Source organism: Trichococcus sp. ES5 (assembly GCF_900067165.1).
In the GTDB taxonomy this organism is placed as follows: domain Bacteria; phylum Bacillota; class Bacilli; order Lactobacillales; family Aerococcaceae; genus Trichococcus; species Trichococcus flocculiformis.
On record NZ_FJND01000026.1, the window covers coordinates 1 to 26,606 of the forward strand.

General features: G+C 44.3%; 27 protein-coding genes, 1 pseudogene and 1 riboswitch. Of the genes and pseudogenes, 26 read left to right on the forward strand and 2 right to left on the reverse strand.

What is annotated here, in order from left to right:
• Positions 1 to 329 (reverse strand): transposase (locus TES5_RS13405; RefSeq protein ID WP_232309401.1); only part of this gene is annotated, 329 nt, incomplete at its 3' end.
• A 251-nt stretch (positions 330 to 580) separates the two neighbouring features.
• Positions 581 to 673: riboswitch (NiCo riboswitch) on the forward strand.
• Between the two features lie 101 nt (positions 674 to 774).
• On the opposite strand from TES5_RS13405, the pseudogene TES5_RS13410 reads away from it, so the two are divergent.
• The 13 genes and pseudogenes from TES5_RS13410 to TES5_RS13470 all read left to right on the forward strand — a co-directional run bounded on the left by TES5_RS13410 (position 775) and on the right by TES5_RS13470 (position 15,923).
• Positions 775 to 3,312 (forward strand): annotated as a pseudogene (locus TES5_RS13410) (cation-translocating P-type ATPase).
• A 55-nt stretch (positions 3,313 to 3,367) separates the two neighbouring features.
• Positions 3,368 to 3,733 carry a zinc ribbon domain-containing protein gene (locus tag TES5_RS13415; RefSeq protein WP_068562495.1) on the forward strand — a complete coding sequence of 122 codons (366 nt, stop codon included), beginning with the start codon at positions 3,368 to 3,370 and terminating at the stop codon, positions 3,731 to 3,733.
• A 4-nt stretch (positions 3,734 to 3,737) separates the two neighbouring features.
• Positions 3,738 to 4,469: a protein kinase family protein gene (locus TES5_RS13420; RefSeq protein ID WP_068562496.1), complete on the forward strand. Its 732-nt coding sequence runs from the start codon at positions 3,738 to 3,740 to the stop codon at positions 4,467 to 4,469.
• A 526-nt stretch (positions 4,470 to 4,995) separates the two neighbouring features.
• The gene (locus TES5_RS13425) at positions 4,996 to 5,784 is read left to right on the forward strand and encodes an SDR family NAD(P)-dependent oxidoreductase (RefSeq protein WP_068562497.1); all 789 of its coding nucleotides are present in this window, start codon (positions 4,996 to 4,998) and stop codon (positions 5,782 to 5,784) included.
• A gap of 143 nt (positions 5,785 to 5,927) precedes the next feature.
• The gene (gene yghU, locus TES5_RS13430) at positions 5,928 to 6,716 is read left to right on the forward strand and encodes a glutathione-dependent disulfide-bond oxidoreductase (protein ID WP_068562498.1); all 789 of its coding nucleotides are present in this window, start codon (positions 5,928 to 5,930) and stop codon (positions 6,714 to 6,716) included.
• Positions 6,717 to 6,968: 252 nt separating this feature from the next.
• Positions 6,969 to 8,297, forward strand: a complete 1,329-nt coding sequence (locus TES5_RS13435) for an MATE family efflux transporter (RefSeq protein ID WP_068562499.1) — start codon at positions 6,969 to 6,971, stop codon at positions 8,295 to 8,297.
• A gap of 256 nt (positions 8,298 to 8,553) precedes the next feature.
• Positions 8,554 to 10,824: a formate C-acetyltransferase gene (gene pflB / locus TES5_RS13440; protein WP_068562500.1), complete on the forward strand. Its 2,271-nt coding sequence runs from the start codon at positions 8,554 to 8,556 to the stop codon at positions 10,822 to 10,824.
• A 104-nt stretch (positions 10,825 to 10,928) separates the two neighbouring features.
• Positions 10,929 to 11,783 (forward strand): phytoene desaturase family protein, encoded by an 855-nt coding sequence (locus TES5_RS13445; RefSeq protein ID WP_143148262.1) that lies wholly within the window; start codon positions 10,929 to 10,931, stop codon positions 11,781 to 11,783.
• A 164-nt stretch (positions 11,784 to 11,947) separates the two neighbouring features.
• Positions 11,948 to 12,874, forward strand: a complete 927-nt coding sequence (locus TES5_RS13450; protein WP_068562502.1) for an alpha/beta hydrolase — start codon at positions 11,948 to 11,950, stop codon at positions 12,872 to 12,874.
• A gap of 16 nt (positions 12,875 to 12,890) precedes the next feature.
• Complete coding sequence (locus TES5_RS13455) at positions 12,891 to 13,400, forward strand: cyclophilin-like fold protein (RefSeq protein ID WP_232309404.1); 510 nt, start codon at positions 12,891 to 12,893, stop codon at positions 13,398 to 13,400.
• A 154-nt stretch (positions 13,401 to 13,554) separates the two neighbouring features.
• Positions 13,555 to 14,475, forward strand: a complete 921-nt coding sequence (locus TES5_RS13460) for a Fic family protein (RefSeq protein ID WP_068562503.1) — start codon at positions 13,555 to 13,557, stop codon at positions 14,473 to 14,475.
• Between the two features lie 33 nt (positions 14,476 to 14,508).
• Complete coding sequence (gene rsgA / locus TES5_RS13465; protein WP_083546563.1) at positions 14,509 to 15,585, forward strand: ribosome small subunit-dependent GTPase A; 1,077 nt, start codon at positions 14,509 to 14,511, stop codon at positions 15,583 to 15,585.
• Between the two features lie 17 nt (positions 15,586 to 15,602).
• Complete coding sequence (locus tag TES5_RS13470) at positions 15,603 to 15,923, forward strand: DsrE family protein (RefSeq protein ID WP_068562505.1); 321 nt, start codon at positions 15,603 to 15,605, stop codon at positions 15,921 to 15,923.
• Positions 15,924 to 15,956: 33 nt separating this feature from the next.
• On the opposite strand, the gene TES5_RS15280 is transcribed toward TES5_RS13470, so the two are convergent.
• Positions 15,957 to 16,169 (reverse strand): hypothetical protein, encoded by a 213-nt coding sequence (locus TES5_RS15280; RefSeq protein WP_143148261.1) that lies wholly within the window; start codon positions 16,167 to 16,169, stop codon positions 15,957 to 15,959.
• A 94-nt stretch (positions 16,170 to 16,263) separates the two neighbouring features.
• Between TES5_RS15280 and TES5_RS13480 the strand changes: the two genes are divergently transcribed.
• From TES5_RS13480 to tnpA, 13 genes are all read left to right on the forward strand, one after another.
• Positions 16,264 to 16,875, forward strand: a complete 612-nt coding sequence (locus TES5_RS13480; RefSeq protein WP_068562507.1) for a hypothetical protein — start codon at positions 16,264 to 16,266, stop codon at positions 16,873 to 16,875.
• Between the two features lie 199 nt (positions 16,876 to 17,074).
• On the forward strand, positions 17,075 to 17,356 hold the full coding sequence (locus TES5_RS13485; RefSeq protein ID WP_068562517.1) for a hypothetical protein: 282 nt from the start codon (positions 17,075 to 17,077) through the stop codon (positions 17,354 to 17,356).
• 197 nt (positions 17,357 to 17,553) lie between these two features.
• Positions 17,554 to 18,057 carry a DUF7000 family protein gene (locus tag TES5_RS13490; RefSeq protein ID WP_068562508.1) on the forward strand — a complete coding sequence of 168 codons (504 nt, stop codon included), beginning with the start codon at positions 17,554 to 17,556 and terminating at the stop codon, positions 18,055 to 18,057.
• Positions 18,058 to 18,087: 30 nt separating this feature from the next.
• Positions 18,088 to 18,516, forward strand: a complete 429-nt coding sequence (locus tag TES5_RS13495) for a hypothetical protein (RefSeq protein WP_068562509.1) — start codon at positions 18,088 to 18,090, stop codon at positions 18,514 to 18,516.
• A 32-nt stretch (positions 18,517 to 18,548) separates the two neighbouring features.
• Complete coding sequence (locus TES5_RS13500; RefSeq protein ID WP_068562510.1) at positions 18,549 to 19,205, forward strand: GyrI-like domain-containing protein; 657 nt, start codon at positions 18,549 to 18,551, stop codon at positions 19,203 to 19,205.
• Positions 19,206 to 19,363: 158 nt separating this feature from the next.
• Positions 19,364 to 20,188: an oxidoreductase gene (locus TES5_RS13505; protein ID WP_068562511.1), complete on the forward strand. Its 825-nt coding sequence runs from the start codon at positions 19,364 to 19,366 to the stop codon at positions 20,186 to 20,188.
• Between the two features lie 240 nt (positions 20,189 to 20,428).
• Entirely contained in the window at positions 20,429 to 21,535 is a 1,107-nt protein-coding gene (locus TES5_RS13510) for an NADH-dependent flavin oxidoreductase (protein WP_068562512.1), read from the forward strand.
• Between the two features lie 200 nt (positions 21,536 to 21,735).
• Positions 21,736 to 21,963, forward strand: a complete 228-nt coding sequence (locus tag TES5_RS13515) for a hypothetical protein (RefSeq protein WP_068562513.1) — start codon at positions 21,736 to 21,738, stop codon at positions 21,961 to 21,963.
• A gap of 365 nt (positions 21,964 to 22,328) precedes the next feature.
• Positions 22,329 to 22,751, forward strand: a complete 423-nt coding sequence (locus tag TES5_RS13520; RefSeq protein WP_068562514.1) for an HIT family protein — start codon at positions 22,329 to 22,331, stop codon at positions 22,749 to 22,751.
• Between the two features lie 417 nt (positions 22,752 to 23,168).
• Positions 23,169 to 24,590, forward strand: a complete 1,422-nt coding sequence (locus tag TES5_RS13525; RefSeq protein WP_198143360.1) for a deoxyribodipyrimidine photo-lyase — start codon at positions 23,169 to 23,171, stop codon at positions 24,588 to 24,590.
• A 15-nt stretch (positions 24,591 to 24,605) separates the two neighbouring features.
• Positions 24,606 to 25,235, forward strand: coding sequence for a DUF2238 domain-containing protein (locus tag TES5_RS13530; RefSeq protein WP_068562515.1), 630 nt, complete (start codon positions 24,606 to 24,608; stop codon positions 25,233 to 25,235).
• Complete coding sequence (gene heR / locus TES5_RS13535; protein WP_232309406.1) at positions 25,228 to 26,118, forward strand: heliorhodopsin HeR; 891 nt, start codon at positions 25,228 to 25,230, stop codon at positions 26,116 to 26,118. Before TES5_RS13530 ends, heR begins: the two co-directional genes overlap by 8 nt.
• A gap of 123 nt (positions 26,119 to 26,241) precedes the next feature.
• Positions 26,242 to 26,606 (forward strand): IS200/IS605 family transposase (gene tnpA / locus TES5_RS15065; RefSeq protein WP_084269371.1); only part of this gene is annotated, 365 nt, incomplete at its 3' end.

Here is a 26,606-nt window from a genome sequence, read left to right on the forward strand (position 1 = left end):
CGCGAAAGCGAAGGTTGTGAAGCCAATGTACTTTTTTCAAGCATCTGCTGGAAGAAAGGATCATGACGTAAGATGTTGGCAGATGCATCGGTATCATAGCCTGCAATTAATTGGAAAATCAGTTGTTCAAGGATGGTTTCATTTGAATGTGTAGGTAAAAGACGGGAGTCTTGAAAATGAAGCTCTTTCTCCATCAACTGTTCGAATCCGATTGAATAAAGGAATTCTTTAACTAAAACGAGACCAGCATCCGTGGAGAGATTACCTCCAGTATTTGTAACCGTCATTTTTTTGTTGAAGTTTAGCGTATTTTCGTATAAAGTTGCCATTGAGAGAACCCCTTTCTTTGGTTGTTGGTCGTACATTAACCATAACAGATTGGGGTTCTTTTTTCACACCTTTTGGGTGTGAACTGGAAAGACAAAATATGTTGGAAGACTAACGTTTCAAGACGTTTTCTGAAAATCTATGAATAATTCAGGTAGAAAGTACTCGTTAAAAAGTACTAAAACATTTTGCTTGACAACACATCAAATCACATGTTAACTTATAAACATCTCTTTGCACTGCATATAGATCTACAGTACAAACTGAGCAGGCGATGAACTTTTATATGAGTTCATGGGGCTGGGCCTAACAAGGCAGCAGGTGAAGTATATCCTGTGGGATAGTAATATGTTCCACAGGTTTTTTTTATACCTATTTTTGGACATATCTGAGGATTGCAATGCCATAGAGCTATCTTTAAAATAATCAAAGTTGAAGGTAACTAACATGACAGAAAAACAGATTAATGAGCTGAAGGGGATAACAACCTTAGAGGCAACAAAACTTCAAGAACAGTATGGCAAGAATGAGCTAGTACCTGAAAAGAAAGAAAATATTCTTCATAAAATCTTTCAAGTCATCACTGAGCCGATGTTTCTATTGCTGATAATTGCAGCAGCAGTCTACTTTATTCTTGGAGAACCAAAAGATGGAGCAATTATGCTTGTATTTGTAGTCGGGATAATTAGCATTGAAGCGATCCAGGAATGGAAAACAGACAAGACGTTAAAGGCATTGAAGGACTTGTCGGCTCCACGCATTAAAGTTCTACGTGATGGGGAAGAAAAGACTATTAACAGCTCGGATTTAGTTCCTGGGGATATCATGTATATTGCTGAGGGTGTCAAAATTCCGGCAGATGGTATTGTTGCAAGAGCAAGTACACTATGCGTTGATGAATCCTCGCTCACAGGAGAGTAGCTTGGTGTCTGGAAAGTGACTAGCGATAAATATATTAATGAAAACAACGATTATTGGAGACGGGATTATTGTTATGCAGGGACATTAGTCACGCAAGGGACGGGGACTATTTTAGTTGATAAAATTGGCCTATCAACAGAGTATGGCAAGATAGGTAAGGATATAGCGATTGCTCCTGTTGGAGATACACCTCTTCAAAAACAGACGGGCAGACTGGTAAAACTGAGCGGTATGATTGCTGCAGTGCTATTTGTTTTGGTAGGTGTTGTAACATTCTTTAATATTCCTGATCATTTTCTTAAAAGCAGAATTATTGAAAGCATTCTATCAGGAATTACTCTTGCAATGGCCATGATTCCTGAGGAGTTTCCAGTTATATTGACAGTTTTCTTATCCATGGGAGCCTGGAGACTTGCAAAAAAACAATCTCTTGTAAGAAGGTTACCATCAGTTGAAACCTTGGGCGCAGTTTCTGTTCTTTGTGTAGATAAGACAGGGACAATAACGATGAACAAAATGGCTGTTAGAGAAACATTCAGCACATCAGGTGATGAAAAATATGTATCCAGGATTATGGGTATGGGATGTAAACCGGACGCATACGATCCTATGGAAAAGGCTATGATCGCCCGATGTGAAGAATTAGGGATTTCAAGGGAGATTCTTTTTGGTGGGCAGCTGCTAAAAGAATATGCCTTCACGGATGAAACAAAAATGATGGGGCATGTCTGGAGAAATGGAAATGAAATTGTAGTTGCTGCGAAAGGTTCTCCCGAGCGCATTCTTACAATATGTGATATTTCTTCTTATGAAAGAAAAATAGCCGAAGATAAAATTTACGAGATGTCAAAGCAAGGTCTTCGTGTAATTGCTGTTGGTCGAATGTTGATTCAAAATGAAAATGAAATTCCAGATACCCTCTTGGAATGCAGACTGGAGCTTTTAGGCATGATTGGCCTTGCAGATCCACCGAGGGAATCGGTAAAAGAAGATATCAAGACCTGTACAAAAGCTGGAGTTCGAGTTGTCATGATAACTGGTGACAGCGGAATTACAGCAAGCTCCATAGCAAATCAAATCAATATGCCGAATAGCGACCATATAATAACTGGTGACGAACTCAATGAAATGAGTGACGATGAACTGAGAGAAAGAGTAAAGGATGTCAGCATCTTCTCTCGTGTTCTTCCTGAGCACAAGATGAGGATAGTGAAAGCCTTCAAAGAGAATGGTGAAGTTGTTGCAATGACTGGAGATGGCGTTAACGATGCACCTGCACTTAAATATGCTGATATTGGCATAGCAATGGGCAAACGCGGTTCCGAGGTTTCAAGGGAAGCGGCAGACTTGATACTTCTAGATGATAACTTCTCAACAATTGTTGATACTATTAAGGATGGAAGAAGGATATACGACAACATTAAAAAGGCAGTTGGTTATGTATTTACTATTCATATGCCTATAGCATTTGCTTCACTACTTGCGCCTATGATGGGTATAAATCCTGCAAGTCTGTTACTATTACCATTGCACGTAGTTTTACTTGAGCTTGTAATTGACCCGACATGCTCAATAGTATTAGAACGCCAGCCAGCTGAGTCTAACATTATGCAAAGGCCGCCACGCAATCCTAAAGAAAAGCTTTTAACAGCATCAATGTTGTCCAAGAGTGTAATCCAAGGATTGATGATATTTGGAGCATCCTTTGCAATGTACTACTATTTCATAAATTTATATCCGGATAATGCCCCGCTTGCCAGAACAATGGGACTAAGCATCATATTACTTTCCAATGTTCTGCTCGTGCAAGTAAATAGTTCAAACACAGAGTTTGCATTCAAAACCTTTATGCGGCAGATTAAGGATAAAGTAATGTGGGCGGTTATTATTGGAACAATTGCAGGAATATTTATTATGATCTATACACCACTGAGCGGATTCTTGAAATTAGCACCTTTATCCGCAACACAGCTGCTTCTTTCGATAGGGATTTCATGCGTAGCGGTGCTGTGGTATGAATTGGTTAAAGCAGGTAGATATGTACTTTCAAGAAAGAGCAAATAAAGAATCGGTAGACTGCGAAAACAAGGAAAAATAAAAATGAAAGAGGTATAAATGTATGAGTTTTTTTTCAAAATCTTCAAAAAATAGTCATTATAAAAATGGGAATTATGGAAGCGGTCATTATCAGAAAAAGGGGATATTAGGCGGTTTGTTTGATATGTTAGCATCAAGAAGCCATTCTGGTGGCTTTTATAATGATGGACGGAACCAGAACAACAATATTCCTATGCAAAATCAGCATTTCTCAAATCAAGGCTCGAAAAATTGCAGCAAATGTAACAGTCAAATTCCAGCGGGTTCAAAGTTTTGCTTGAATTGTGGGGAACAAGTAAAAACTGAAATATTTTGTTTGAATTGCGGAGAAAAAATGCCGCCGAATGCTAAATTTTGTAATAACTGCGGAAATAAACTAAACGGGTAATAGTATGCATTATTTTAATGAAATAAAATATCGTGGAAAAAGATTTAGGGAATATACTGTTGAGGAGATTGCTGGCGAAGGAAGATATGGCTTGTGCTTTCATGCTAAAAATGACTTTGGCAGAAGGGTTATCATAAAGAAATTCAAGAACACTATTCTTACAAAGAATTCAAAAAATAATATACATGAAGCAGTAATACTTTCAAAGCTCAAGGATGAAAGAATTCCTGAGCTTTTGGGAGTAATCAATGAAAAATCTTTTTATGCTTTTGTTATAGAGTGGAAACCTGGACTTACTTTAAAGGACATGATTTTTAGACATAAGCATAAGTTTTCAAATGATGAAATCTATAATATTGGCATTAAGCTTTTAGACATAATAAAGCACCTGCATGAAAATGGTATTGTTCACAGAGATATAAGAATACCAAATGTTCTCATTGATAATGGAGAAGTTTATCTTATTGACTTTGGATTGGCAAGATTTGCTGATAAAAATCAATACAGCTATAATTTGGATTATTCATATTTTGGAGATTTGCTTCTTTATCTGATTTATTCTTCATTTCAAAAGAAAGACCACAAAAAGCTGTCATGGCATGAAGAATTAAAATTAATTGACAATCAAAGGTTATTTTTAAAGAGATTAATGGGACTTGATGCTGTATATGAAAGAATCAACGATATAGAGACGGATTTTATTGCTGCATTTGCTAGAGCTAAGGATTGCATATAGACACAGGCCAATATCAAATTTGAATAATAGGACTGGCAAGGTAAGTTGAAAATGTTAAAAACTCAAAAGCATTGATACAAAAACAAAACTTAAATTCTGTATCCTTCCATCACTGGCATGATTTATCGGTATTGGCGTTTTGGAGCAGAAGAAGTTTATAAATACTAATAGTAGACATGTTTCCTTGAACGTCGGTTTCGAGAAAAACAGCAAAAAAGCCATTGATATGTTCCCGAGAACGTAAGGTGCAAATGACATCAATGCTGTCCTCTCGAGCCATGTTGAATCTGTCGTGGAGTTGACACGCAACAAATAAATGAAATAAAACAGAAAGCCGCAAGGTAGTCATGAATGATGACTGTTCTTGCGGCTTTTTGTGCCCTGACAGTCCATACTGGTATGATATAATCAACCTAAATGAGAACGGTTACATAACCATATTATAGGGAAGGGTTTTGACGACGGATAGGAGGGGGATCTTCTGTCCAAGTTGGAATGGCTGAATGCAAAATATTGGAGGAGTTTTATGAAAAACATTGTGATAACGGGTAGTACTCGTGGCATTGGTTTTTCTATGGCAACCGAGTTTCTGCGTGCCGGATGCAATGTCACGCTGTCCAGCAGAGGTGAAGCAATAGCGGCATCAATTCGAAAGGAGCTGTCGCCCTTTGAGGGGAAATACATCTATGTCCCCTGCGATGTCCGGGAAAAAGAAAATCTGCAGAAACTCTGGGATACTTCTGTGGTGCAGTGGGGAGAGATAGATATATGGATAAATAACGCGGGGCAAAATACGACACGCATGTTTTCTTGGGAAACGGACGGAACATGTACCGAAAACATCATTAAGACCAATCTAATCGGTATGATATACGGCTCACAGATTGCGGCAACGGGAATGCTGAAACAGGGTCATGGTGCAATATACAGTATGGAGGGTTTAGGTTCAAACAACATGGTCCAGCCAAAAACAATATTGTACGGTACGACTAAGCATGCCTTAACGTACTTCATGAGAGGGCTCGCCAAGGAACTGGAAGGTACCAATGTAATAGCCGGGCGGTTGTCCCCTGGCATGGTGCTGACTGACTTCATCACAAAAACGCCTGATGGTAAGCGGTCTGAGGTCTTCTCAGATGAGAAGTTCAGAAAGACATTCAATATATTGGCAGATAAACCGGAAACGGTTGCAAAATATTTTGTGCCGAGAATACTGAAGAACCTCAAAAACGACGCCCAGATTGCTTGGCTGACAAACCGAAAAGCGGCCTGGCGTTTTAAGACTGCAGAATTCCGCAAAGACAGGCTGATATAGGGAACTGTCTCAACTTGAGCTCTTACTTTCCTAAGAAAGCATGGATCGAAACAATCGAAATAGATAGATAAGCAAAAATTTGGGCATATTGATCTGTGCGTAGTATGATGAAGTAACGAATAAATATGATGAGGAGTGCTATTATGACGGCATATGAATTACCAAAAGTGTGGCAGTGGGAAGAAGAGAATTTAAATAAAGTGGGCAACCGTCCAACAGCCGGCAGTCGTTTCGAGCAAAAATTACCAGTCGGAGAGGCTCCGTTCCAACTCTATTCATTGGGAACGCCGAATGGCATTAAAGTAACGATCATGTTCGAAGAACTGAAAGAATTAGGTTTAGCGGGAGCAGACTATGACTTGTACACTATCAATATTGGGAAAGGCGACCAGTTCGGTTCGGATTTTGTCGAGATTAATCCGAACTCCAAAATTCCGGCTCTTGTTGACCAAAGTCTAAGTCCGCGTTTGGAAATTTTTGAATCGGGATCCATTCTTCTTTACTTGGCAGAGAAATTTGGCCAACTGATCCCGACAGATATCCATGGCCGGACCGAAACCCTTAATTGGTTATTCTGGCAAATAGGGGCGGGACCTTATGTTGGTGGAGGATTTGGCCACTTTTTTGCATATGCTCCGGAGCCTATGCAATACCCGATTGATCGCTTCACGATGGAGACAAAACGCCAGCTGGATCTGCTCGATAAAACCTTAGCGCAGCGCCCTTATATAGCTGGTGATGCCTATACCATCGCAGATATTGCCATCTGGTCTTGGTACGGTCGTTTGGCTTTGGGAAAACTATATAAAGGATCTTATGAATTCCTGAATTTGAATGAATACCCTCACCTCTTGGAATGGTCCAAACGTATTGCAGATCGACCAGGTGTTCAAAGAGGTTTGGCAGCAGAGTATCAACCGCTTGGGGAGTAGTCTAGGCAAGTAGTGCAAGGGGGAATAAGGATGGTTACTTTATTAATGCTGAACTAATCCGGTATCCATTCATCCCGTTTGAATACGACATTGACAAATTTTCTCCGAAAAATTATAATCAAGTGATATCAATCTAATAGATAACCCTCTTTTTGCCACCGGGCAGAGAGTTCAAGGTGTTCAGAAACATTCCGTAGGTCTTTGAAGGAGTGTTTCCGGGACACCTTTTTTATTTTGGAAGGAGACAGCAGCATGGAAAAATCACTAGTGAAGGACTTTTCGAAGTATGTCAGTCTGAATATTTTGGGCATGATCGGCGTGTCGTTCTATATTTTGGCCGACACGTATTATATCGCAAAAGCTTTGGGGGCTACCGGGATCGCGGCGTTGAATTTTGCTATCCCGGTTTTCAGCATCATCCTCGGAATCGGTCTGATGATCGGCATCGGCGGAGCAGCCCGTTTCGGTATCCTGAAATCCCGGAACAAACACAAAGAAGCAGAGGCGGTCTTTGCAGGGGCGCTTAAGCTTGGCACTCTGGCAGGCTTGTTGTTCGCTGTGCTCGGATTGTTCGGTTCGAAGGCATTATCATCGATTTTGGGTGCCGATGCAGTCACATTGCCTTTGACACATGCCTATATGGCCACGATTATGGTGTTTGCACCATTTTTCATCCTGAACAATACGGTCCTGGCTTTCGTCCGGAACGACAACAATCCCAGACTGGCTATGCTTGCGATGATTGGCGGAAGTGTTTCGAATGTCATTTTGGATTACATATTCCTTTTCCCACTAAAAATGGGGATGTTTGGTGCCGCTTTTGCGACAAGCTTAGCCCCGATCATCAGTCTGGGCATCCTCTCGGTACATTTCGCAAAAAAGAAATCCCGGCCCGCTATTTTGAAGCACAAGTTGACGCGTCCGGCAATCAAGGACATTCTCAAACTGGGATCTTCCACTTTCATAATGGAAGTGTCCTCGGCAGTCGTGCTGACGACCTTCAACTTGTTGATTTTGGGGCTCGAGGGAAACAAAGGGGTTGCCGCCTATGGGATTGTCGCAAATATTGCCTTTGTGGCGGTCGCGATTTTTACCGGGCTGGGGCAGGGTGTACAACCGCTCATCAGCAAATATTATGGCCTGAAGGATCGCAAGACGGTCCGGCGCGTGAACCGCTATGCACTGTTGACGGCGGGTTTCATCGCTGCCTTGATTTACCTCGGGACCTTCTTCAACTCGGAAGCGCTGATCGGCCTGTTCAACAATGGAAATGATCCGGTGATTCTAAGGTTGGCTGACAGCGGAATGAAAATCTATTTTCTTGGATTTTTCTTTGTCGGAATCAATATCGTGACGGCGATGATCCTCAGCGCAACCGAAAAGGGACGGGCAGCTTTTGTCCTTTCGGTTCTGAGGGGACTTGCGGTTATCGTACCGATGGCAATCCTCTTGAGCAGCCTTTGGGGAATGACTGGGATCTGGTCGTCATTTGTGCTTTCCGAGCTGATCGTTGCCGGATTTGCACTTTATTTAACGACTGCCACCGAAAAGGGAACCATTGCGTATGGAAACCCTGACTGAATCTGTAAGACATTAAATGTGTAATTTTTCTCGTATAGTGTGAGCATACCAATAAAATAAGTGTAAAGAGCGTCAGAATTTTCCAGTTATATAACAATTGATACAGATTTGGATCTGATTATATAACAGGAATATCCTTATTTAACAGCTTTTTTAACTTTTTTTAAAAAAATTAAAATAACTGTTATAAAATCATTCATGATAGTGTATAATGTGAATATAAAAACAAACTACTAAGATGCGGAGGAATTAGTTTATGAATAATGCGTGGCGTGGTTTTAAAGGTTCTCAATGGCAAAACGGTATTGACGTCCAAGAATTCATCAAAGATAACTACACAGAATATGTTGGCGATGACAGTTTCCTGGAAGGACCTACAGAAGCGACAAATGAGTTATGGCAAGAGATCGTAGAACTTAAAAAACAAGAGATCGCTAATGGCGGGGTTTTGGATGCAGACACTTCTGTTGTCAGTACAATAACTTCTCATCCGGCTGGTTATATCAACAAAGATTTAGAAAAAATCGTTGGTCTACAGACAGAAAAACCATTGAAACGTGGCTTGAACGTTTATGGTGGTATCCGTATGGCAGAAACAGCATTAAAATCTTATGGTTACGAAATTGATCCTGAATTGGATGAGTTTTATACAGAACACCGTAAAACCCATAACCAAGGTGTCTTTGATGCTTACGACGATGACATTCGTATTGCGAGACGCAACAAGATCGTTACGGGCTTGCCGGATGCATACGGTCGCGGACGAATCATTCCTGACTTCAGACGTATCGCATTGTATGGTGTGGATTACTTGAAGAAACAAAAACTGAACGATTGGAACGCCTTGCAAGCAAAAACGTATACGGAAGAAGACATTCGTTTGCGTGAAGAAGTTTCAACGCAATATCGTGCATTAGGCAAATTGATTGAATTAGGCAAAATTTATGGCTTTGATATCAGTAGACCGGCAGAAAATGCACAAGAAGCAGTGCAATGGGTTTACCTAGGATTCTTGGCTATGGTTAAAGAAGACAATGGTGCTGCACAAGGTCTAGGCCGTATTGCAGAATTCCTGGATATTTATATCGAGCGTGATCTCCAAGAAGGCACTTTGACTGAAAAAGAAGCGCAAGAATTGATCGACCACTTGGTAATGAAAGTTCGTATCGTTCGTCAACTAAGAACACCAGAATACGAAGCTTTGTTTGCAGGAGACCCAACTTGGGCAACCTTGACATTTGCAGGTATGCTTGATGACAACAATTCATTGGTAACAAAAAATACATTCAGATTCTTGCAAACACTCTATAATATGGGTAACGCACCAGAACCTAACATGACTTTGATGTGGAATGAGAAGCTTCCTAAAGGATTCAAGGATTTCTGTGCAAAAGTAAGTATCGATACAAGTGCCATCCAATATGAGAATGACGACGTTATGCGTCACTATTATGGAAGTAATGACGTTTCGATCGCTTGTTGCGTAAGCCCGACAGCAGGAGATACGGGTAGTTCTATCCAATTCTTCGGTGCCAGAGCTTCCCTTCCTAAAATCCTGACGTATGCCGTTACTGGTGGTTACGATGAGAAAAACAGAAGTAAAGTTATCGATGGACTGGAACCGATCACAGATGAATACTTGGACTATGACACTTTGATGGAAAAAATCGATGTTGTTATGGATTGGGTAGCGACAACTTATGTGAGAGCATTGAATATCATTCACTACATGCACGATAAATATGCATACGAAGCTGTTCAATTTGGTTTGTTGGATACAAAACTACACAGAATGATGGCCACAGGTATTGCGGGAATCGGCTTGGCAACTGACTCAATGAGTGCTGTCAAATATTCTAAAGTGCGTATCGTTCGTGACGAAGAGGGCTTCCCGGTCGACTATGTTGTTGAAGGCGATCAGTTCCCGACATTCGGTAACAACGAAAAAGCAGCAGACGAAATTGCTGACATGCTGATCAAGAAATTTGTCGGCAAGTTGAAAGCTCAACCTACTTACCGTAATGCTGAAATCACAACTTCTATTTTGACAATTACTTCAAATATCGTTTACGGAAAAGCAACAGGTGCTTTATTCAGTGGACAAGATGCGAAGTACAAAGGCTACAGAGAAGCATTCACGCCATTGTCTCCAGGAGCTAACCCAAGCTACAGCAGCCCTTACAAAGGTGCGCTGGCAGCATTGAAATCAGTAAGTACGATTGATTTTGAAGACGTTAAAGATGGTTCTTCCTATACATGGGCAGTTCATCCGAAAGCTTTAGGAAAAGAACGTGACGTTCAAGTAGAGAACTTATCGATGCTATTGGACGGATACTTTGGAAAAGATGGCGGACATCACTTAAACGTTAACGTATTTTCTAAAGAAGGACTGGAAGAAATGTTGAGAAATCCAGAGAATTATCCACAGGCTACCATTCGTGTATCCGGGTATGCGCTGGAATTATCAAAAGCAACGAAAGAACAAATTTCCGACTTGCTGGAACGCGTTATCCACGGTTCATTCTAAATAAAATAATAAACAGAGACTGTCTTTGCGGTAAGGTCATTAACTGAAGCAACCTGACATCTGTAAAAAAAGCGAGAATGCATTCATTGCATTCTTGCTTTTTTTTGACGGAAAAAATCTATGCCGACCAACAGGTGCTTGTCGATGAAAACAACAACGAATACCATTATGAAGACCTTGTTTGGGCTGCAGACCTAAAAACTTTTTACACTATCACTGATTTGGGTAACCTGGCCCCAAAAATAAGAGAAAAGTTTGAAACAACAAAGGCATTGATGGCAAAAGGCAGGCCTAGCGAATCTGTCTTCTCGCTCTATTTGGAAGTTGATTTGCCGGTGTCTTATTTTAAGAAGTCCTTCAATGGGCACCTGTTTTACACACCTTCCAGAAAAGGGTTGGGCAACATCAACAAAAGTGAACTTAAGGGAATGCTGGAAAAATGGGGAGAGACGGATAAAGAGGAAGTTCTTTCCTGGCTGGATCGTTTCCTGGAATACAACACTTATGAAATAGCGATCCCGGCTATAAGAGATTCTGACTTGGCCCCAGAAGGCAAAACGGGTTTGATCGTCAGCCTGCTTATGGAGGCGGAATTGTTCTATAAAGTTGAAGAATCCGGCTGGTATGAAGAGTTCAGAAAGGAAATCGAAAATAAGATAATCAGTGTGCTTTCTGAAAGTTTATGCCCTGAGTTAAAAGACAAAGTGGAGAAGCAATTTTCCTTTACACCTTTAAGTGTTGAAAACCGAGTCGGGAGTATTGGCGGGGCTATAGTAGGATGGTCTTTTGAAGCCCCGATTCCGGTTGTTTATAAAATGCAGCAAGTGAACAAATCAGTGCTTACGCCTATTCCAAATATTTATCAAGTAGGGCAATGGGCATACAATCCAGCCGGAACACCTACATGTATTATTACGGGAAAATTAGCCGCTGACAGGATAATTAAAAAACACAAGTAAGCGCCAAATGATTCAACAGTTCTAATGCCCCTATTTTCAACCTCCAAAAAAATTATTTTCGGAAAAACGTTTGACTTAATGTTCAGGTGAAGTCGTAGAATCATATCAAGCGCATTGCTTAGAGATTAAACGATTATAATCATGAATAATTTGGAGGAAATGATATGGCAGAGAATACTTACAAAACTTTCACACTCAGCGACAAGGTAACGGTTGAACAGGTCACTTTCAAAAACCGCTACGGAATCACTGTTGCAGCAGACCTATATTTATCAAAGGACATCGACAAAGCTCAAAAATATCCGGCTCTTATCGTCGGCACCCCTTATGGCGGCGTCAAGGAGCAAGGCGCAGGGATCTATGCGCAGAATATGGCGGAACGCGGATTTGCAGCAATCGCGTTCGATGAATCACACAACGGAGAAAGCAGTGGTGAGCCAAGACACGTATCATCTCCGGACATCTTTGCCGAAGACTTCAGTGCAGCTGTTGATTACATCGGCACGCTTCCATTTGTGGACAGAAATAAAATCGGTGTGATCGGCATCTGCGGCAGCGGCGGTTTTGCTGTGACGGCTGCGCAGGTTGACACGCGGATCAAAGCAGTTGCCACTGTAAGCATGTACGACATGAGCCGGGTGATGCGCTACGGTTGGGCAGACAGCATGACGGATGAACAACGCTGGAAAGACTTCCAGGGCGATGAACCGGAATTGAAGCCTGCTTTCCCAAGCGAGCCTGTGGATTCTATCCCTGAAGGAATGGATCCGATCAGCAGAGAATTCTTCGGTTATTATGCGATGAAACGCGGCTTCCACCCGAACTCGATCGGCGCATTCACGAAGACGAGCGCCATGGCTTTCATGAACTTCCCGTTGATGAACTATATCCAGACGATTTCTCCTAGACCGATCCTGTTCATAATCGGTGAGCATGCGCATTCGAGATATTTCAGTGAGGATGCCTACAAAATGGCTGCAGAACCGAAAGAACTGTTTGAAGTTGCCAGCGCCGGCCACGTGGATCTGTACGACAGAACGGATCTGATTCCGTTCGATAAACTGGAGTCGTTCTTTACGGAAAATCTGTAAAAAAGATGTGGTTCAGATGAAAAATCCTAAACAAGTTGATTTTATTTTTGCATTCGCATTTTGTGCGGTTTTGCTGGTCGGCTGCACCAATAGTCCGCCGTCGAATGACGCCGGACTTGTTGCAGAAACAGACCAAATGCTCACCGAATCCAGCCCACAAGAAAGGGATGACGCCATGCCAATGATGACGATTCAAGTCGGAAACACCCGTTATGCTGTGTCGCTGAATGACAATGCGACAACGCAGGCACTGACCCAAAAGTTGCCGATGACTTCAAAAATGGATGAACTGAATGGGAATGAAAAATTTCATTATCTTTTGGAGACTTTGCCAACGGACTCCCAACGAGTCGGCAGAATCAAAGCCGGGGATGTGATGTTGTACGGTTCCGACTGTCTGGTTATTTTCTACAAAGATTTTTCGACCTCCTACAGCTATCCGCCAATCGGGAGGATTGAAGACCCAACTGGACTTGCTCAAGCGCTGGGACGAGGGAGTGTCGAGGTCACATTCAGCAACCGATAACAGAATCAAGCGAGAGATGGGTTTTGAACCATTTCTCGCTTTTTACTTTGTTGAGCTGGAATTCCACCAACTGTTCATTACCTATCGTTCCGAGGTCGGAATGATATTGCTTTTCAACACTAGGAAGCATAAAATGGAGTTGAGGTGAGCGATTATGGTATACATCAGCACAAAAGAAGCAAGCAACAATTGGGACATAAGCGAACGCAGGATTCGGGGACTTTGCCAAGAAGGCCGGATTGAAGGGGCAGTCAAAATTGGTCGGAACTGGGCGATCCCTGTTGATGCGCACAAACCTGTGGATGCAAGGCAAAGTGAACAAAAAAAGTATCTCGGCTTGGGATACGATTTCAGTCAAATCGATACGGCGATGGATACCATCAATAGACACAGACCGTTTTCAAAGGGATTGGCGGATTCCCTCCATGAAAAACTGATTGTTGAGTGGACGTACAATAGCAATGCGATTGAAGGGAACACACTGACCATGTCAGAAACGAAAGTCGTTCTCGAAGGGATAACGATAGGCGGAAAAAGCCTGGTCGAACATCTGGAAATCATCAATCACCGCGACGCCATTCTTTTCATCGAACAACTTGTTTCTGAAAAAGAACCGCTCTCCGAATGGAACATCAAGAACATCCATGCGCTGGTTCTGAAGCAAATTGATAATCAAAATGCGGGGAAATATCGGAGCGAGAATGTGGTAATCAGTGGTGCAAAGCATATTCCGCCGAAACATTATCAAATAAGCGAATATATGCAAAAATTGATTGCCGAATATCAGAACGAATGGCTTGGGTATCACCCCGTTGTGCGGGCGACTTTACTGCATGGCGAATTCGTGAAAATTCACCCGTTCATTAACGGAAACGGTAGGACATCACGGCTATTGTTGAACTTTGAACTTATGAAATCCGGCTATCCACCAATCATCATCAAAAACGAAAACCGTGCTGACTATTATAAGGTGCTTGATCACGCCCACATGACTATGGATTACGGACCGTTCATAAAATTGGTAGCCGAACTCGTGATTGAGTCGGAAAAATTGTGGTTAATGGTTCTGGAATGACAGAGCGGTTTTGTTCGAAAGGAAGGGATGAAAATGCCTGACAAATTAACAAATCTGGGATTCACGGACAGGTTCGCGCAGGAGGCGACCCTTAATCCGGATCTGCATCCGGCAAGAGTCATCGCGCAATACAAGGAATTGTATCGGGTTGCGACCGCAGAATCGGAGATGCTGGCCGAAATATCCGGGAAAATGCGCCATGCTGCAGTCGATATGTCGGACTATCCGGCAGTCGGCGACTTTGTGATGATCGACCGGAATGAGGGAAGCCAGGACCATGCCATCATCCACCAGACACTGAAAAGGAAAAGCGTCTTTATCCGCAAAGCAGCCGGAAAAGCGCATGACGTCCAGGTTGTGGCAGCGAACATCGATATTGTCTTCATTTGCATGTCGCTCAACAATGACTTCAATCTGCGGAGGCTAGAACGCTACTTGGCAATCGCGTGGGACAGCGGGGCAACGCCGGTGATCGTGCTGACGAAAGCGGATCTGTGCTCGGATATCCCGGGAAAGTTGCGTGAAATCGAGACGATCGCTTTCGGAGTCGATGTGCTGGTCACGTCCAGCCTGAGCGAGGACGGATACACGGCCGTCCTGAAATACATCACCCCGGGCCAGACTGTCGTTTTCATCGGTTCATCCGGCGTAGGCAAATCGACCTTGATCAACCGAATCCTTGGGGAAGAGCTGATTGAGACGCGGGAAATCAGAAGAGATGACAAAGGCCGGCACGCGACCACAAACAGGGAACTGTTCCTCATTCCTACGGGCGGCTGCATCATCGATACGCCGGGAATGCGCGAACTCGGTTTGGAAAGCGTAAACCTGGCGAGGACGTTTATCGACATTGATGAATTGGCGGAACAATGCAAATTCAAAGATTGCAAGCACGAAAATGAACCGGGTTGCATGGTCAGGAAAGCCATAGAGGATGGCATACTGACCGAAGAACGGCTGCAGAGCTACCTGAAGCTCAAGAAGGAAGCCAAGTACGAGGGCATGAATTCCAAACAGATTGAAAAAGAGAAAATCAGCACCATGTTTTCCGACTTCGGCGGCATCAAGAACGCTAGGAAATTCGCTAAGTCAAAAAATAAGGAAAAATAAAAGTTGGAGGAATTGCAATGAAATTAGGTATCATCATCGAAACGAAAGAATACGAAAAATCTTGGAACGCCATGAGGTTCGCCGTGACCGCTAAGAAGACCGGACATGAAGTGAAAGTGTTCCTGATGGGCGAAGCAGTCGAAATCGAAAACATGACCCACGAAAAATACGATGTAGCTGCACAAGTGCAAGCTTTTGATGATCTTGATGGAGAAATACTGGCTTGCGGCACGTGCCTGAAGTCGCGCAACATGGAAGGATCGGATGTTTGCCCGATCAGCACCATGATCGATTGCGTCCAGATGGTCGAATGGGCTGATAAGGTTGTTACTTTCTGAGGGGTCGATTGCACTTGATCATTCCTTTATTTCCTAAGAAAGGAGTGAAAAACAACGGTGAATATCAACAATTTCCAAAATCTCATCAACCGGACCATTTTGGATAGAGGGTATAATTATTATATAGGCGGCAACGTGGATGAGGATTATGTTCAAAGGGGCAACACCTACTTTTTTCACTTGCAGGGAAGCGATGACTATGAGGTTTCCGTAGAAATCGATGAAACGGGCATTCTTTCCTTCCATACTTACCTTTTAGTGCGTAATTTACAGATTCTAGAATCGTGCTAGACTGATGATAAGAACAGCATAAATCACTCATGTAAAGGGGAAGAAAAGCATGAACATACCTATGAAAGCAGAAAACTTTACCGCAGTTGGTTCCTTTATTAAAAACGTTGATTTTGACGGAACGGAAGTACTTAGGGTCACGAAAGATCCGAAAATCGAAGCTTTTGATGAACCAACCTTTGCAAGGTTGGTGGGCACTAAATTCAAGAACGGCACGATCGAAGGGAAGGTATTGAGCCGTCTCTTGCCTGACGCGCCCGAATTCGCCAGAGGATTCCTCGGTGTTGCTTTCCGCATCGATGAAAACAACGAGCATTTCGAATCGTTCTATATTCGTCCGACGAACGGCAGGAATGAAAGCCAACTGAGAAGGAACCGCGCCACACAATATTTCTCCTACCCTGACTACAAATTCGACCGCTTCAGATCCGAAAGTCCAGGCGAGTACGAATCCTACGCTGACATGGGATTGGATGAATGGATCGATTTGAAGATCAAAGTGGACGGAGAACATGCCGAATTGTATGTGAACAATTCGAAGCATCCCGTGTTGGTGGTCAACGATCTGAAGCTCGGGCCGGATGCGGAAGGTGATGTTGCGCTTTGGGTCGAGGAAGGCACGGAAGGGTTTTTCAAGGATTTGAAGATCAATCCGAGCTAGAACAGTGTTGTTAAAGAAGATTCTGCGGCGAGGAATGGATTCGGTTTATAAAAAATAGAACGCAATAACCAAAAGGAAAGCCTGTGGATCATAGAAGCTGATAGGGTGGTTGTGCCCACAGAAATTAACGGGAAGCTCTATCGTGAGGGATAACAAGCAACGGCAGTTTACCTTGAACAAGAATATGGAGGAAACGATCATGAAAATGCAATTTTGGTCCAAAACGACAACCGGGAAATGGGCAGCGAGTTTGACTATGGCTTTCATCGTGCTGATGGCCATCAAAATGACGGCAATTGGAGCTACAATCAGACTGCCTCTACCGACGCCCGTCCTTGCATTGCTGGGAGTGATCGGTTTCATCATGGAGCTGATAGCCATTATCAAATACAAGGACAGAGCCTTGCTGACGTTGTTGTCCATTCCGGTTGGGATAATTATCATCGCATGGACACTCGCTGAAATTGCTTTCCCGCACTGACGCATCGTTGCCCGAACTTCCTATCGTGTAAAGACATCCTTAGTCAGGGCGTCTTCTTTATCTGCCATTTGCATTGTCGTACGTAGGGCATCTACGCGGTATTCGCATTATAATGGGATTGAAAAGTACCTGCTAAAAAAGCGGGAGGCTGTTTCTGTCTATTTTCAGGATGCTTATTCTAAATGAGGAGCACTATTATGGAATCGATAAACGAAAGTATAAAGGAATATGCTGCACAGTTAAGCAAAGGACGGATTCAGAAAGCCTACAAAGGGATCATGACTTTTATGTCAGAACTCCGCTCCTATCTGGAAAGCAAGTACCCAGATTATACTGCTGGTAATTTATATTTTGGCTACATGGATATGACGTACTTTGCTTTCACACCTGCTGATTTGAAAAATAAGAAGCTGAAAATCGCCGTAGTTTATTTGCATGAAAAAGGCGTTTTCGAAGTTTGGTTGGCTGGGAATAACAGAAAAATTCAAGCTGAGTATATCGCGTTGATGAGCAGTGATAATATTGGTAAATATAAATTATCACAGGTTATTCCGGGAGTTGATTCCATTATAGAATCAACTCTGGTTGAGAAGCCGGATTTTGACCATCCAGAGGAACTCAAGAAGCAGATTGAAAAGAAGACGATGGAATTTATAAAGGATATCACTTCTATACTGGATGAACCTCAAGGAGTCTTATAAGCGGATATAAGGAAAGGAGCTGGATGACATATGAACAAAAAGTCTGGAATCATAAAGGAAGGATTGCTTGTTACAATAGCGAGCTTACTTACTTTGTCAGTTGCCTTTATGCTGTATTTTCTGATCTTCATGGTTTTTGAATCCTTTGCAAATCAGGATGGTTCCTATGGATTTGTGTCACAATTGCGCGTTGGGTATGGGATTATTTGGCTTGGCCTATGTTTGATCGTATACCGTACGACGATATACGATTGGCTCAAAGCCAGCGTGCTGACTGCTTCACTTACAACTTTTATGGTTGGCATTGGTGTACAATTGTACGAAAGTCCCATTGTAGTGGGGTTGGTCCTGTTTTTGGTTGCTGCAACAAGTGTATTTCTGCTTCATAAAATGAATCAGAAATGGTATCACTACTATGCTATTGCAATTGCCATCATTGCCGCATTATTTTATTTATAACTGATTTGAACGATTAAGGGAGGAAAAATGAAATGCCCGGTCCATTAGATTTCAAAAAGGAATATAAGAATCTTTATCAGCCCCCGACTGTCCCTGTGATCGTCGATGTGCCGAAGATGAAATTTATCATGGTTGACGGCAAGGGGAACCCCAATGATGAATCGGGGGAATACGCGAAAGCAATCGAAATGCTTTACGGGCTGTCCTACACCATCAAAATGAGCAGCAGAAGCGGCAATGACCCGGCGGATTTCTTCGAATATGTCGTTCCGCCATTGGAAGGCTTATGGTGGACGGAGATTGATCGCCCCTTTGACACGAGCCAAAAGGACAAATTGATCTGGACAGCGATGATCCGGCAGCCGGAATTTGTAACCGATGAAGTATTCCGATGGGCCGTTGAGGAATTGAAGAAAAAGAAACCGGAACTTGACCTCGCCAAGGCAAGGTTAGCGGAGTTCACGGAAGGGCTTTGCGTTCAGATGATGCATATGGGTCCCTACGATACGGAAGCAGTGACAGTCAAGGCTATCGACGATTTTGCTGCAGCCAATGGATACGTCAATGCCATTTCGGAAATGAGTCCAGACGGTACAATCCGTAGGCATCATGAAATTTACCTGAACGATCCGCGTAAAGTAGCTCCGGAAAAGATGAAGACGGTCGTCCGCCATCCGATCAGGAAATAAAAATAGAAAATGTGGAAATGTAATTTTCAAAAATAAAACGCTTCCCTTGAAGTGCACTCCAAGGTGTATACTTCTGTTTGTGATGCGAGTGGCGCCATTTTGATTCGCAAAAAGGCGCAATGATCAAAATAAACAGCTTCAGGAAGGAAGGAAACATTATGACAACATGGTTGATTACAGGCTGCTCCAGTGGTATCGGCAGAGGAATCGCAAAAGCAGTTTTAAAACATGGGGATAACGCGATAGTGACTGCACGGAACATTTCCACGGTGGCGGATATCGTCGAAAATTATCCCGACACTGCTATCGCGGTGCCTCTGGATATCACAAATATAGAAAGTATCGCGGACGCCGTAAAAGCGGCAGCTGATAATTTTGGTGGGGTGGATGTCCTCGTGAACAACGCTGGTTATGGTTACCGTTCTTCCATCGAAGAAGGCGAAGAAGAAAGCGTGAATCTGCTGTTCGACACGAACTTCTTCGGCCCGATTGAATTGATCAAGCAAGTCTTGCCATACATGCGGGCGCAGAAGAAAGGCGCCATCATCAATATTTCCTCGATCGCTGCCGCCCGCTCAGGTGTCGGTTCCGGTTATTATGCTGCATCCAAGGCCGCTTTGGAATTGATGACTGACGGCTTGATGAAGGAAGTCGCTCCGTTGGGAATCAAAGTGATGACCGTGGAACCAGGCGCATTCCGGACCAAATTCTACGACACTTCCCTGAAAGGTACGCAGAAGCAGATCGAAGATTATGCCGATACCGCTTGGAAAACTCGAAAAGAGAACATCGTTGACAACCAGGACCAGCCCGGCGATCCGGACAAAGCGGGAGAAGTCATCTACGAAACTATCCAAAAAGAGAACATTCCGAAACGGTTGTTGCTGGGTTCGGATGCAGTGAGGATTGTGTCCGCCGAGATGAAGGAACGATTGCAGGAAATCGAGGATTGGAGCGCAGTCAGCGCACAGACTGATTACTGATCGGATTTTTGGAAATGTCAAAAAATAAATGATGAAAGACTGTGGACGCTGGCGGGATGGCTGTTCCGCGGTCTTTTTTCGGTCGATAAGCATATTCAAGGAGCGCGGCTCTTGCAAAAAAGGATTCCTTATAATAAAATACATGCATGCGCATGCAATTTGAAGCGGTCGAGCATTTTGTTAGGGAATTTCCGGCAAGCTCGGTAGAATGAAATAAAGCGATCCAAGGGAGAGAAAAATATGTCAACAATGAACAGCAAACTGACTTTCAAACGCGGCCTGGAACTCAAGAACCGCATCATGATGGCACCGATGACGACGAAAATGAGTTTCTATGATGGGGTAGTGACAACCGACGAGATCAATTACTATGCGCTTCGTTCCGGTGAAATCGGTGCGGTCATCACAGGCGCTGCAAATGTTCAGAACGACGGCAAAGGCTGGGAAGGCGAATTGAGCGTCGCTTCCGATGTGTTCATTCCGGGTTTGAGCAAATTGGCTGCAGCCATCAAGAAAAACGGCACCAAAGCCATCCTGCAGATTTTCCACGGTGGCCGCATGACGGATTCAAGCGTTTTGCGTGGCGTTCAGCCAGTAGCGCCAAGTGCGATTGCTGCTGAAAGACCGAATGCCGAAACGCCGAGAGTATTGGCCGGTGACGAAGTTCTGGACTTGATCGAAAACTTCAAAGCCGCGACCCGTCGCGCGATCGAAGCCGGTTTTGATGGTGTGGAACTGCATGGTGCCAATACTTATCTGTTGCAACAATTCTTCTCGCCGCACTCCAACCGGAGGGACGACGAATGGGGTGGCACGCTGGAAAAACGGTTCAGTTTCATCGACAAGTTGGTTGATGAAGTGACAGCAACCGTTGATGAATCGGGTGCTGAGAACTTTATCGTTGGCTACCGCTTTTCCCCTGAAGAATATGAAAATCCTGGCATCCGCTTTACAGATACACTGTTCCTTGTGGACCAATTGGCCGACAAAGGTTTGGATTATCTGCATATTTCCTTGAGAGACCGTCAACTCGTTTCCGTTTCTGAGAATCATAAAGAGAAAAGCATGCTGGCGTACATCCATGAGCAAATTAACGGACGCGTGCCGTTGGTCGGCGTCGGCGATGTCCGCACGAGCGAAGATGCGGAGCAAGTATTGGAAAATTCGGAGCTGGTTGCCGTTGGACGTGCTTTGCTGATCGATCCGCATTGGGGCGCGAAAGCCCTCGCTAAAAAGGATGATTTGATCCGCCAAGAAATATCCAATTACGATCGCGAAGAACTGTTCCTCGCGAACGGCGTCTGGGGCTTCATGGAGTTCATGATGCCGGACCGCTTGGGTAAATAAACAATTAGTTGGACCATACAGACTTCCTGGGAAAAGGGACTTCTGTATGGTCTTTTTCTTGTGTGTTACCTGAGGGCATAAGCGATTCAGGCGCTCGTGATATGTTATAATGAAGGCGAAAAAGAGCGGTTACAAAATGGAGTGAATAGTCGATTGTCTTCCTTTGTCATCAGGTTTTTTAGTCCAAGGAGGGACTTCAGATGATCAAAAATAACAAACGCCGATGCATGTTTTTCTTCATCATGATCCTATTGTTGTTTATCTTTTCGGGCTGCGGTTCAGCGAGCGATGAAGCTGCCTCATCTTCGGATCCGGAAGCAATCAGGGAAAGCCAAATCAGCGAAGATCAATCCGCAGGGTATGGTTATGAACCCGAATACCAAGTGCTGGAGAAAATTTTAGAGTTTTTTGGCTATTCAGAAGAATGATATTTTTATGGAATGGATTTGGAGGTGAAGAGATGAAACGAAATGTCTGGCTATATCTGCTGGTATCCTTCGGCTTTTGGGAAGTTTGATTGCGAAGAAACCATTTAAAGACTGTTTTTATTTGAAGGGGCGGTCTTTTGCCATCTATGCGGTGCTGCTGTTTTTTCCGGGGACCCCATTTCTGATTTTGGTGCATCTGACAGCTTGGGCCATGGTCGGGTATGTGGAAAAGAAGCACCACTTGAATTGAGTAGAGATCCAGTGTGTTCACATTTTGTACGCAATACTGTTGAATTATGGACAAAATGTAGGCGCTTAAAAGTGCTATAATGGACCGGAAGTATATTTCTAGGAGGTCTGTGTTGATGAAAGATGAAAATTGCGCTTATTGCATGGAAGGCGAAATGGTGTTGGCTTTCGGATATCCTTGCTGCGAATTGCCATACAGTAAAGTCTACGTTTTTAAAGAACAAAGCCACAAAGGCCGTGTGATCGTTGCCTACAAAGACCATGTGAGCGAATTGGTGAACATCACGGATGAGGAACGCAACGGTTACTTCGCAGATATCGCTACAGTTGCGAACACGTTGCACAAAGCCTTCAGCCCTGAAAAAGTAAACTACGGTGCATACGGCGATACCGGCAAACACCTGCACTTCCACTTGGTGCCAAAATACAAAGATGATGCCTTCGAATGGGGCTCGACTTTCGACATGAATCCAGGCCGCGTAAGCCTGACGGATGATGCGTATGAAGCATTGGCTGAAGAAATCCGCATCAATCTATAAGGAAATGTAAAAATTTTCTTTCTAAGAAGCTGATTCCAAAAACGGAATCAGCTTTTTTGCGCGGACTCGTCGACTGTTGAGGGCAGGATATTTGCGGAATAGCCGACAAGCGCTTCAGGCGTCGACTGTTGCGGAAAAAGTGAATGCGGAACAGTCAACATAAGCTGCGGCCGTCGACTATTGTCGGAAAAATGAAGGACGAACAGTCAACGGGTGCTCACTTCGTCGGCTGATCTCTAGGGAGCGGATGTGGAACAGCCGACAAGAGGTATAGAAAACGCATAAACAGCCGACAGAACGCCCCATCGGCTGTTTGTGCGTTTCAGCATTTTTTCTGCAGACTATATTGTTTATTTCGCTCAAAAAGGGCACCGTTTCAGTTTGATTTGATTCGTAAAATTAGTAGGAGTCGGAGCGATGTTCTATAATAAGTATGACAACAAACGCTCACAAATTGGGGGGAACCGGATGATACTGGAAGAAAGAATAAAGCAACTGAATGACAAGAAAACAGCGATGGAGCGACCCTATGTCGTCTATTGGATGCAGAGCTCGCAGCGGGCGGAGTACAACCATGCTTTGGAATACGCGATCCGCCAGGCAAACAGGCTCGAGAAGCCGCTGGTCGTTTACTTCGGGATTACGGACGGTTTTCCGGAAGCCAATGAGCGCCACTATGCATTCATGCTGGAAGGGCTGAAGGAAACGAAGGCCGCCTTGGAGCAACGCGGCATCCAAATGCTGATACGGAAAATATCGCCGGAACAAGGAGCATTGGAAATTTCCGAATTGGCGGCCCTGTTGGTGGTCGACCGCGGTTATCTCCGGATCGAGCGGAAATGGCGCGCTACCTTGGCCGAGGGTGCTGAATGTGCCGTCGTTCAGATTGAAAGCAATGTTGTTGTTCCGGTCGAACTGGCTTCTCCGAAAGAGGAATATTCCGCCGCGACCCTGCGCTCCAAGCTGAAGAAAATCCTGCCGCATTGTTTGGCGCCATTGGAGGAGACCGTCTGCCAACATCCATCCGTAGCAGCGGAGCTTCCGTTCGAGGCCTATGACGTTTCCGATACCGAAAAGGCCTTGGCCGGCTTGGATATCGACCGTAGTGTCCCGCGCGTTTCCGATTATATCGGCGGAACCACGGTGGCCAAACGCTGGTTGGAGGATTTCATCGAGAATAAACTGGCCGGGTACAGCGAACGCAAGAATCGCCCCGGCGAGTCCTTCACCTCAAATCTGAGTCCATATCTCCATTTCGGCCAGATTTCACCGCTCTATATCTACCGCAGACTGATGGGGATGGACAGCGAAAGTCAGCAAAGTTTCCTCGAGGAACTTGTTGTCAGAAGGGAATTGGCCGTCAATTTCGTTTACTACAATGAACAGTACGATTCCTATGCAGCTGTTCCGGATTGGGCCAAGAAGACACTGGACAAGCACTTGGCGGATGAACGCGAATATCTGTATTCTGTGGAGGAATTGGAAGCGGCAAAGACCCACGACGACTATTGGAACGCCGCGCAGCTGGAGATGAACCTGACCGGTAAAATGCATGGGTACATGCGGATGTACTGGGCCAAGAAAATTCTTGAGTGGAGCAGCACGCCGGAGGAAGCCTATCGCAAAGCCATTTATCTGAACAATAAGTACCTGTTGGACGGCCGCGATCCGAACGGGTTTGCCGGAGTGAGCTGGTGCTTCGGCAAGCATGACCGGCCGTGGGGAGAACGTGCCATCTTCGGCAATGTCCGGTTCATGAATGATAAAGGCCTGAAGCGCAAGTTCGATATGCAACTGTATCTGGAACAGGTTGCGGAACGGGCACGCAAACGCAATTAAAAGGAGGCGGAACGGATGGCGAGAAACGGCAAAAAGGCAGAACCCTTGCCTATAATCCTTTTGGTTCTTTTCGTTATAGTGTACATTATTTCGGCTATCCGTCCATTGGATCGGCTGGCTTGGATAGGTCAGATGACGCCAGCAGTTCTGTTAGTATTATTGCTGGTCGTGACTTACCGGAAGTTCCGTTTCAGCACTTTCGTCTATGTGATGGCTTTTCTGCATGCCTTGTTGTTGCTGTACGGCGCGCACTACACTTACTCCCAGAATCCGCTGTTCAATCAATGGAAAGAGCAGTTTGGTTGGGAGTGCAATTACTTCGACCGGGTGGGGCACTTTGCCCAAGGCTTCGTACCGGCTTTTTTGGCCAAGGAGTTTTTGTTGCGGGGCGGCTACGTCAAGAAAGGCAAACTGCTGATGCTTATCGTTATTCTGTCCTGCCTCGGCTTCAGCGCAGCCTACGAACTGAGTGAATTCGCGGTCGTTAAAATTATGGATGTTCCCGCCGACACCGTGATGGGGACACAGGGAGACGCCTTCGACAGCCTCTGGGATATGATTTGGGCCTTGATCGGTGCGAGCCTGGCGGTGTTCGTGTTCGGCCCGTTCCACGACAGCCAAATAGAACAGATGTGGGATGGTTAAAGGCATTCTGATTGAAGAACAGTTTGATTCAACGAATGAGAACGGTCAATTGGCATTATTTTCCAGTCATTTTAGAAAGGAAGCTATCATCATGAAGGAGATCACTACAGAAAAACTACGGCGCTTCAATCTGATCATGGGTGGACTCCACCTGATTCAAGGTATCGCAATGCTCTTTTTGGCAACAAATGTCATCCAGAAAATCGGTGAGTTCAGTCCTGAAATCAGCCAATTCTACTTGGCCTTCAATCCTGAAACGCGCTCGTTGGAGACTGCCTCGCGAGTTCTTTTTGAATTACCATTTGGAGTTATGGTCGCTTCGTTCTTGTTCATTTCAGCCATCGCGCATGCCTTGGTTTCCATTCCGAAAAAGCTTAATGAAATCTATAATGCTGATTTGGTGAAGGGTATCAATAAATTCCGCTGGTTCGAGTATGCGCTTAGCTCGTCAATCATGATTGTCCTTATTGCGACGCTGTTCGGCATCTACGATATCGCTTCTCTGATTCTGATCTTCATCGTCAACGCCACCATGAATCTTTTCGGGCTTGTGATGGAACAGTTGAATGTGGGCCGCTCAAAAGACAACATTGAGTGGGGACCGTTCATTTGGGGCTCGATTGCCGGTGTTGCGCCATGGATCGCTATTTTGCTGTACATGTTCGGGACCGGCAATTTCGGCGAAGTGCCTTGGTTTGTCTGGGCAATCGTCGGTACTTATTTCGTTGCTTTCAACACTTTCCCGATCAACATGATTTTGCAGTACAAAAAAGTCGGGAAATGGGCGGACTACCTCTACGGGGAGCGGGTCTACATCGTGCTCAGTCTGATTGCGAAATCGATTCTTGCCTGGCTTGTGCTTTTCGGAGCGATGCAGCCGTAATTTTGGTAGGCTTCAGGCGCTGTCATTTACCGAAAGATCGTCGTAAAGCCCCTTGCTTTAGCTATGGGGATATAAGACGTGCACTCAGTTGTGTTATGTGGGAATTCGCTGTATAATCAATGTATGGGAAATAAAAAATATAAATCAAATCATAACATCACTTATTCTTGTACCTACCATGTTGTCTGGTGTCCAAAATATCGGCGAAAGGTCCTTGTCGGACCAGTAGCGGCACGCTTAAAGGAGCTCATTGTAGAAACGTGCACCGGTCTATCCGTCGAAATTCAGGAAATGGAGATCATGCCAGACCACGTTCACCTCCTATTGGATATAGATCCACAATTCGGGGTTCACAAAGCAGTCAAACGCATCAAGGGAGTTTCTTCCCGCGTGTTGAGAAAGGAGTTTAAGGAACTGACGACGAAGCTACCCACTCTTTGGTCGAATAGCTATTTCGTTTCCACAGTGGGTGGGGCACCGCTTGAAAT

What these genes read in the sequence shown, in the direction of transcription:
- TES5_RS13415 (WP_068562495.1), top strand. Translation starts at nt 3,368, where the DNA reads ATGAGTTTTTTTTCAAAATCTTCAAAAAATAGTCATTATAAAAATGGG.
- TES5_RS13420 (WP_068562496.1), top strand. Translation starts at nt 3,738, where the DNA reads ATGCATTATTTTAATGAAATAAAATATCGTGGAAAAAGATTTAGGGAA.
- TES5_RS13425 (WP_068562497.1), top strand. Translation starts at nt 4,996, where the DNA reads ATGAAAAACATTGTGATAACGGGTAGTACTCGTGGCATTGGTTTTTCT.
- yghU (WP_068562498.1), top strand. Translation starts at nt 5,928, where the DNA reads ATGACGGCATATGAATTACCAAAAGTGTGGCAGTGGGAAGAAGAGAAT.
- TES5_RS13435 (WP_068562499.1), top strand. Translation starts at nt 6,969, where the DNA reads ATGGAAAAATCACTAGTGAAGGACTTTTCGAAGTATGTCAGTCTGAAT.
- pflB (WP_068562500.1), top strand. Translation starts at nt 8,554, where the DNA reads ATGAATAATGCGTGGCGTGGTTTTAAAGGTTCTCAATGGCAAAACGGT.
- TES5_RS13450 (WP_068562502.1), top strand. Translation starts at nt 11,948, where the DNA reads ATGGCAGAGAATACTTACAAAACTTTCACACTCAGCGACAAGGTAACG.
- TES5_RS13455 (WP_232309404.1), top strand. Translation starts at nt 12,891, where the DNA reads ATGAAAAATCCTAAACAAGTTGATTTTATTTTTGCATTCGCATTTTGT.
- TES5_RS13460 (WP_068562503.1), top strand. Translation starts at nt 13,555, where the DNA reads ATGGTATACATCAGCACAAAAGAAGCAAGCAACAATTGGGACATAAGC.
- rsgA (WP_083546563.1), top strand. Translation starts at nt 14,509, where the DNA reads ATGCCTGACAAATTAACAAATCTGGGATTCACGGACAGGTTCGCGCAG.
- TES5_RS13470 (WP_068562505.1), top strand. Translation starts at nt 15,603, where the DNA reads ATGAAATTAGGTATCATCATCGAAACGAAAGAATACGAAAAATCTTGG.
- TES5_RS15280 (WP_143148261.1), bottom strand. Translation starts at nt 16,169, where the DNA reads ATGGAAGGAAAGAATGCCCGTTTCATCGATTTCTACGGAAACCTCATA.
- TES5_RS13480 (WP_068562507.1), top strand. Translation starts at nt 16,264, where the DNA reads ATGAACATACCTATGAAAGCAGAAAACTTTACCGCAGTTGGTTCCTTT.
- TES5_RS13485 (WP_068562517.1), top strand. Translation starts at nt 17,075, where the DNA reads ATGAAAATGCAATTTTGGTCCAAAACGACAACCGGGAAATGGGCAGCG.
- TES5_RS13490 (WP_068562508.1), top strand. Translation starts at nt 17,554, where the DNA reads ATGGAATCGATAAACGAAAGTATAAAGGAATATGCTGCACAGTTAAGC.
- TES5_RS13495 (WP_068562509.1), top strand. Translation starts at nt 18,088, where the DNA reads ATGAACAAAAAGTCTGGAATCATAAAGGAAGGATTGCTTGTTACAATA.
- TES5_RS13500 (WP_068562510.1), top strand. Translation starts at nt 18,549, where the DNA reads ATGCCCGGTCCATTAGATTTCAAAAAGGAATATAAGAATCTTTATCAG.
- TES5_RS13505 (WP_068562511.1), top strand. Translation starts at nt 19,364, where the DNA reads ATGACAACATGGTTGATTACAGGCTGCTCCAGTGGTATCGGCAGAGGA.
- TES5_RS13510 (WP_068562512.1), top strand. Translation starts at nt 20,429, where the DNA reads ATGTCAACAATGAACAGCAAACTGACTTTCAAACGCGGCCTGGAACTC.
- TES5_RS13515 (WP_068562513.1), top strand. Translation starts at nt 21,736, where the DNA reads ATGATCAAAAATAACAAACGCCGATGCATGTTTTTCTTCATCATGATC.
- TES5_RS13520 (WP_068562514.1), top strand. Translation starts at nt 22,329, where the DNA reads ATGAAAGATGAAAATTGCGCTTATTGCATGGAAGGCGAAATGGTGTTG.
- TES5_RS13525 (WP_198143360.1), top strand. Translation starts at nt 23,169, where the DNA reads ATGTTCTATAATAAGTATGACAACAAACGCTCACAAATTGGGGGGAAC.
- TES5_RS13530 (WP_068562515.1), top strand. Translation starts at nt 24,606, where the DNA reads ATGGCGAGAAACGGCAAAAAGGCAGAACCCTTGCCTATAATCCTTTTG.
- heR (WP_232309406.1), top strand. Translation starts at nt 25,228, where the DNA reads ATGGTTAAAGGCATTCTGATTGAAGAACAGTTTGATTCAACGAATGAG.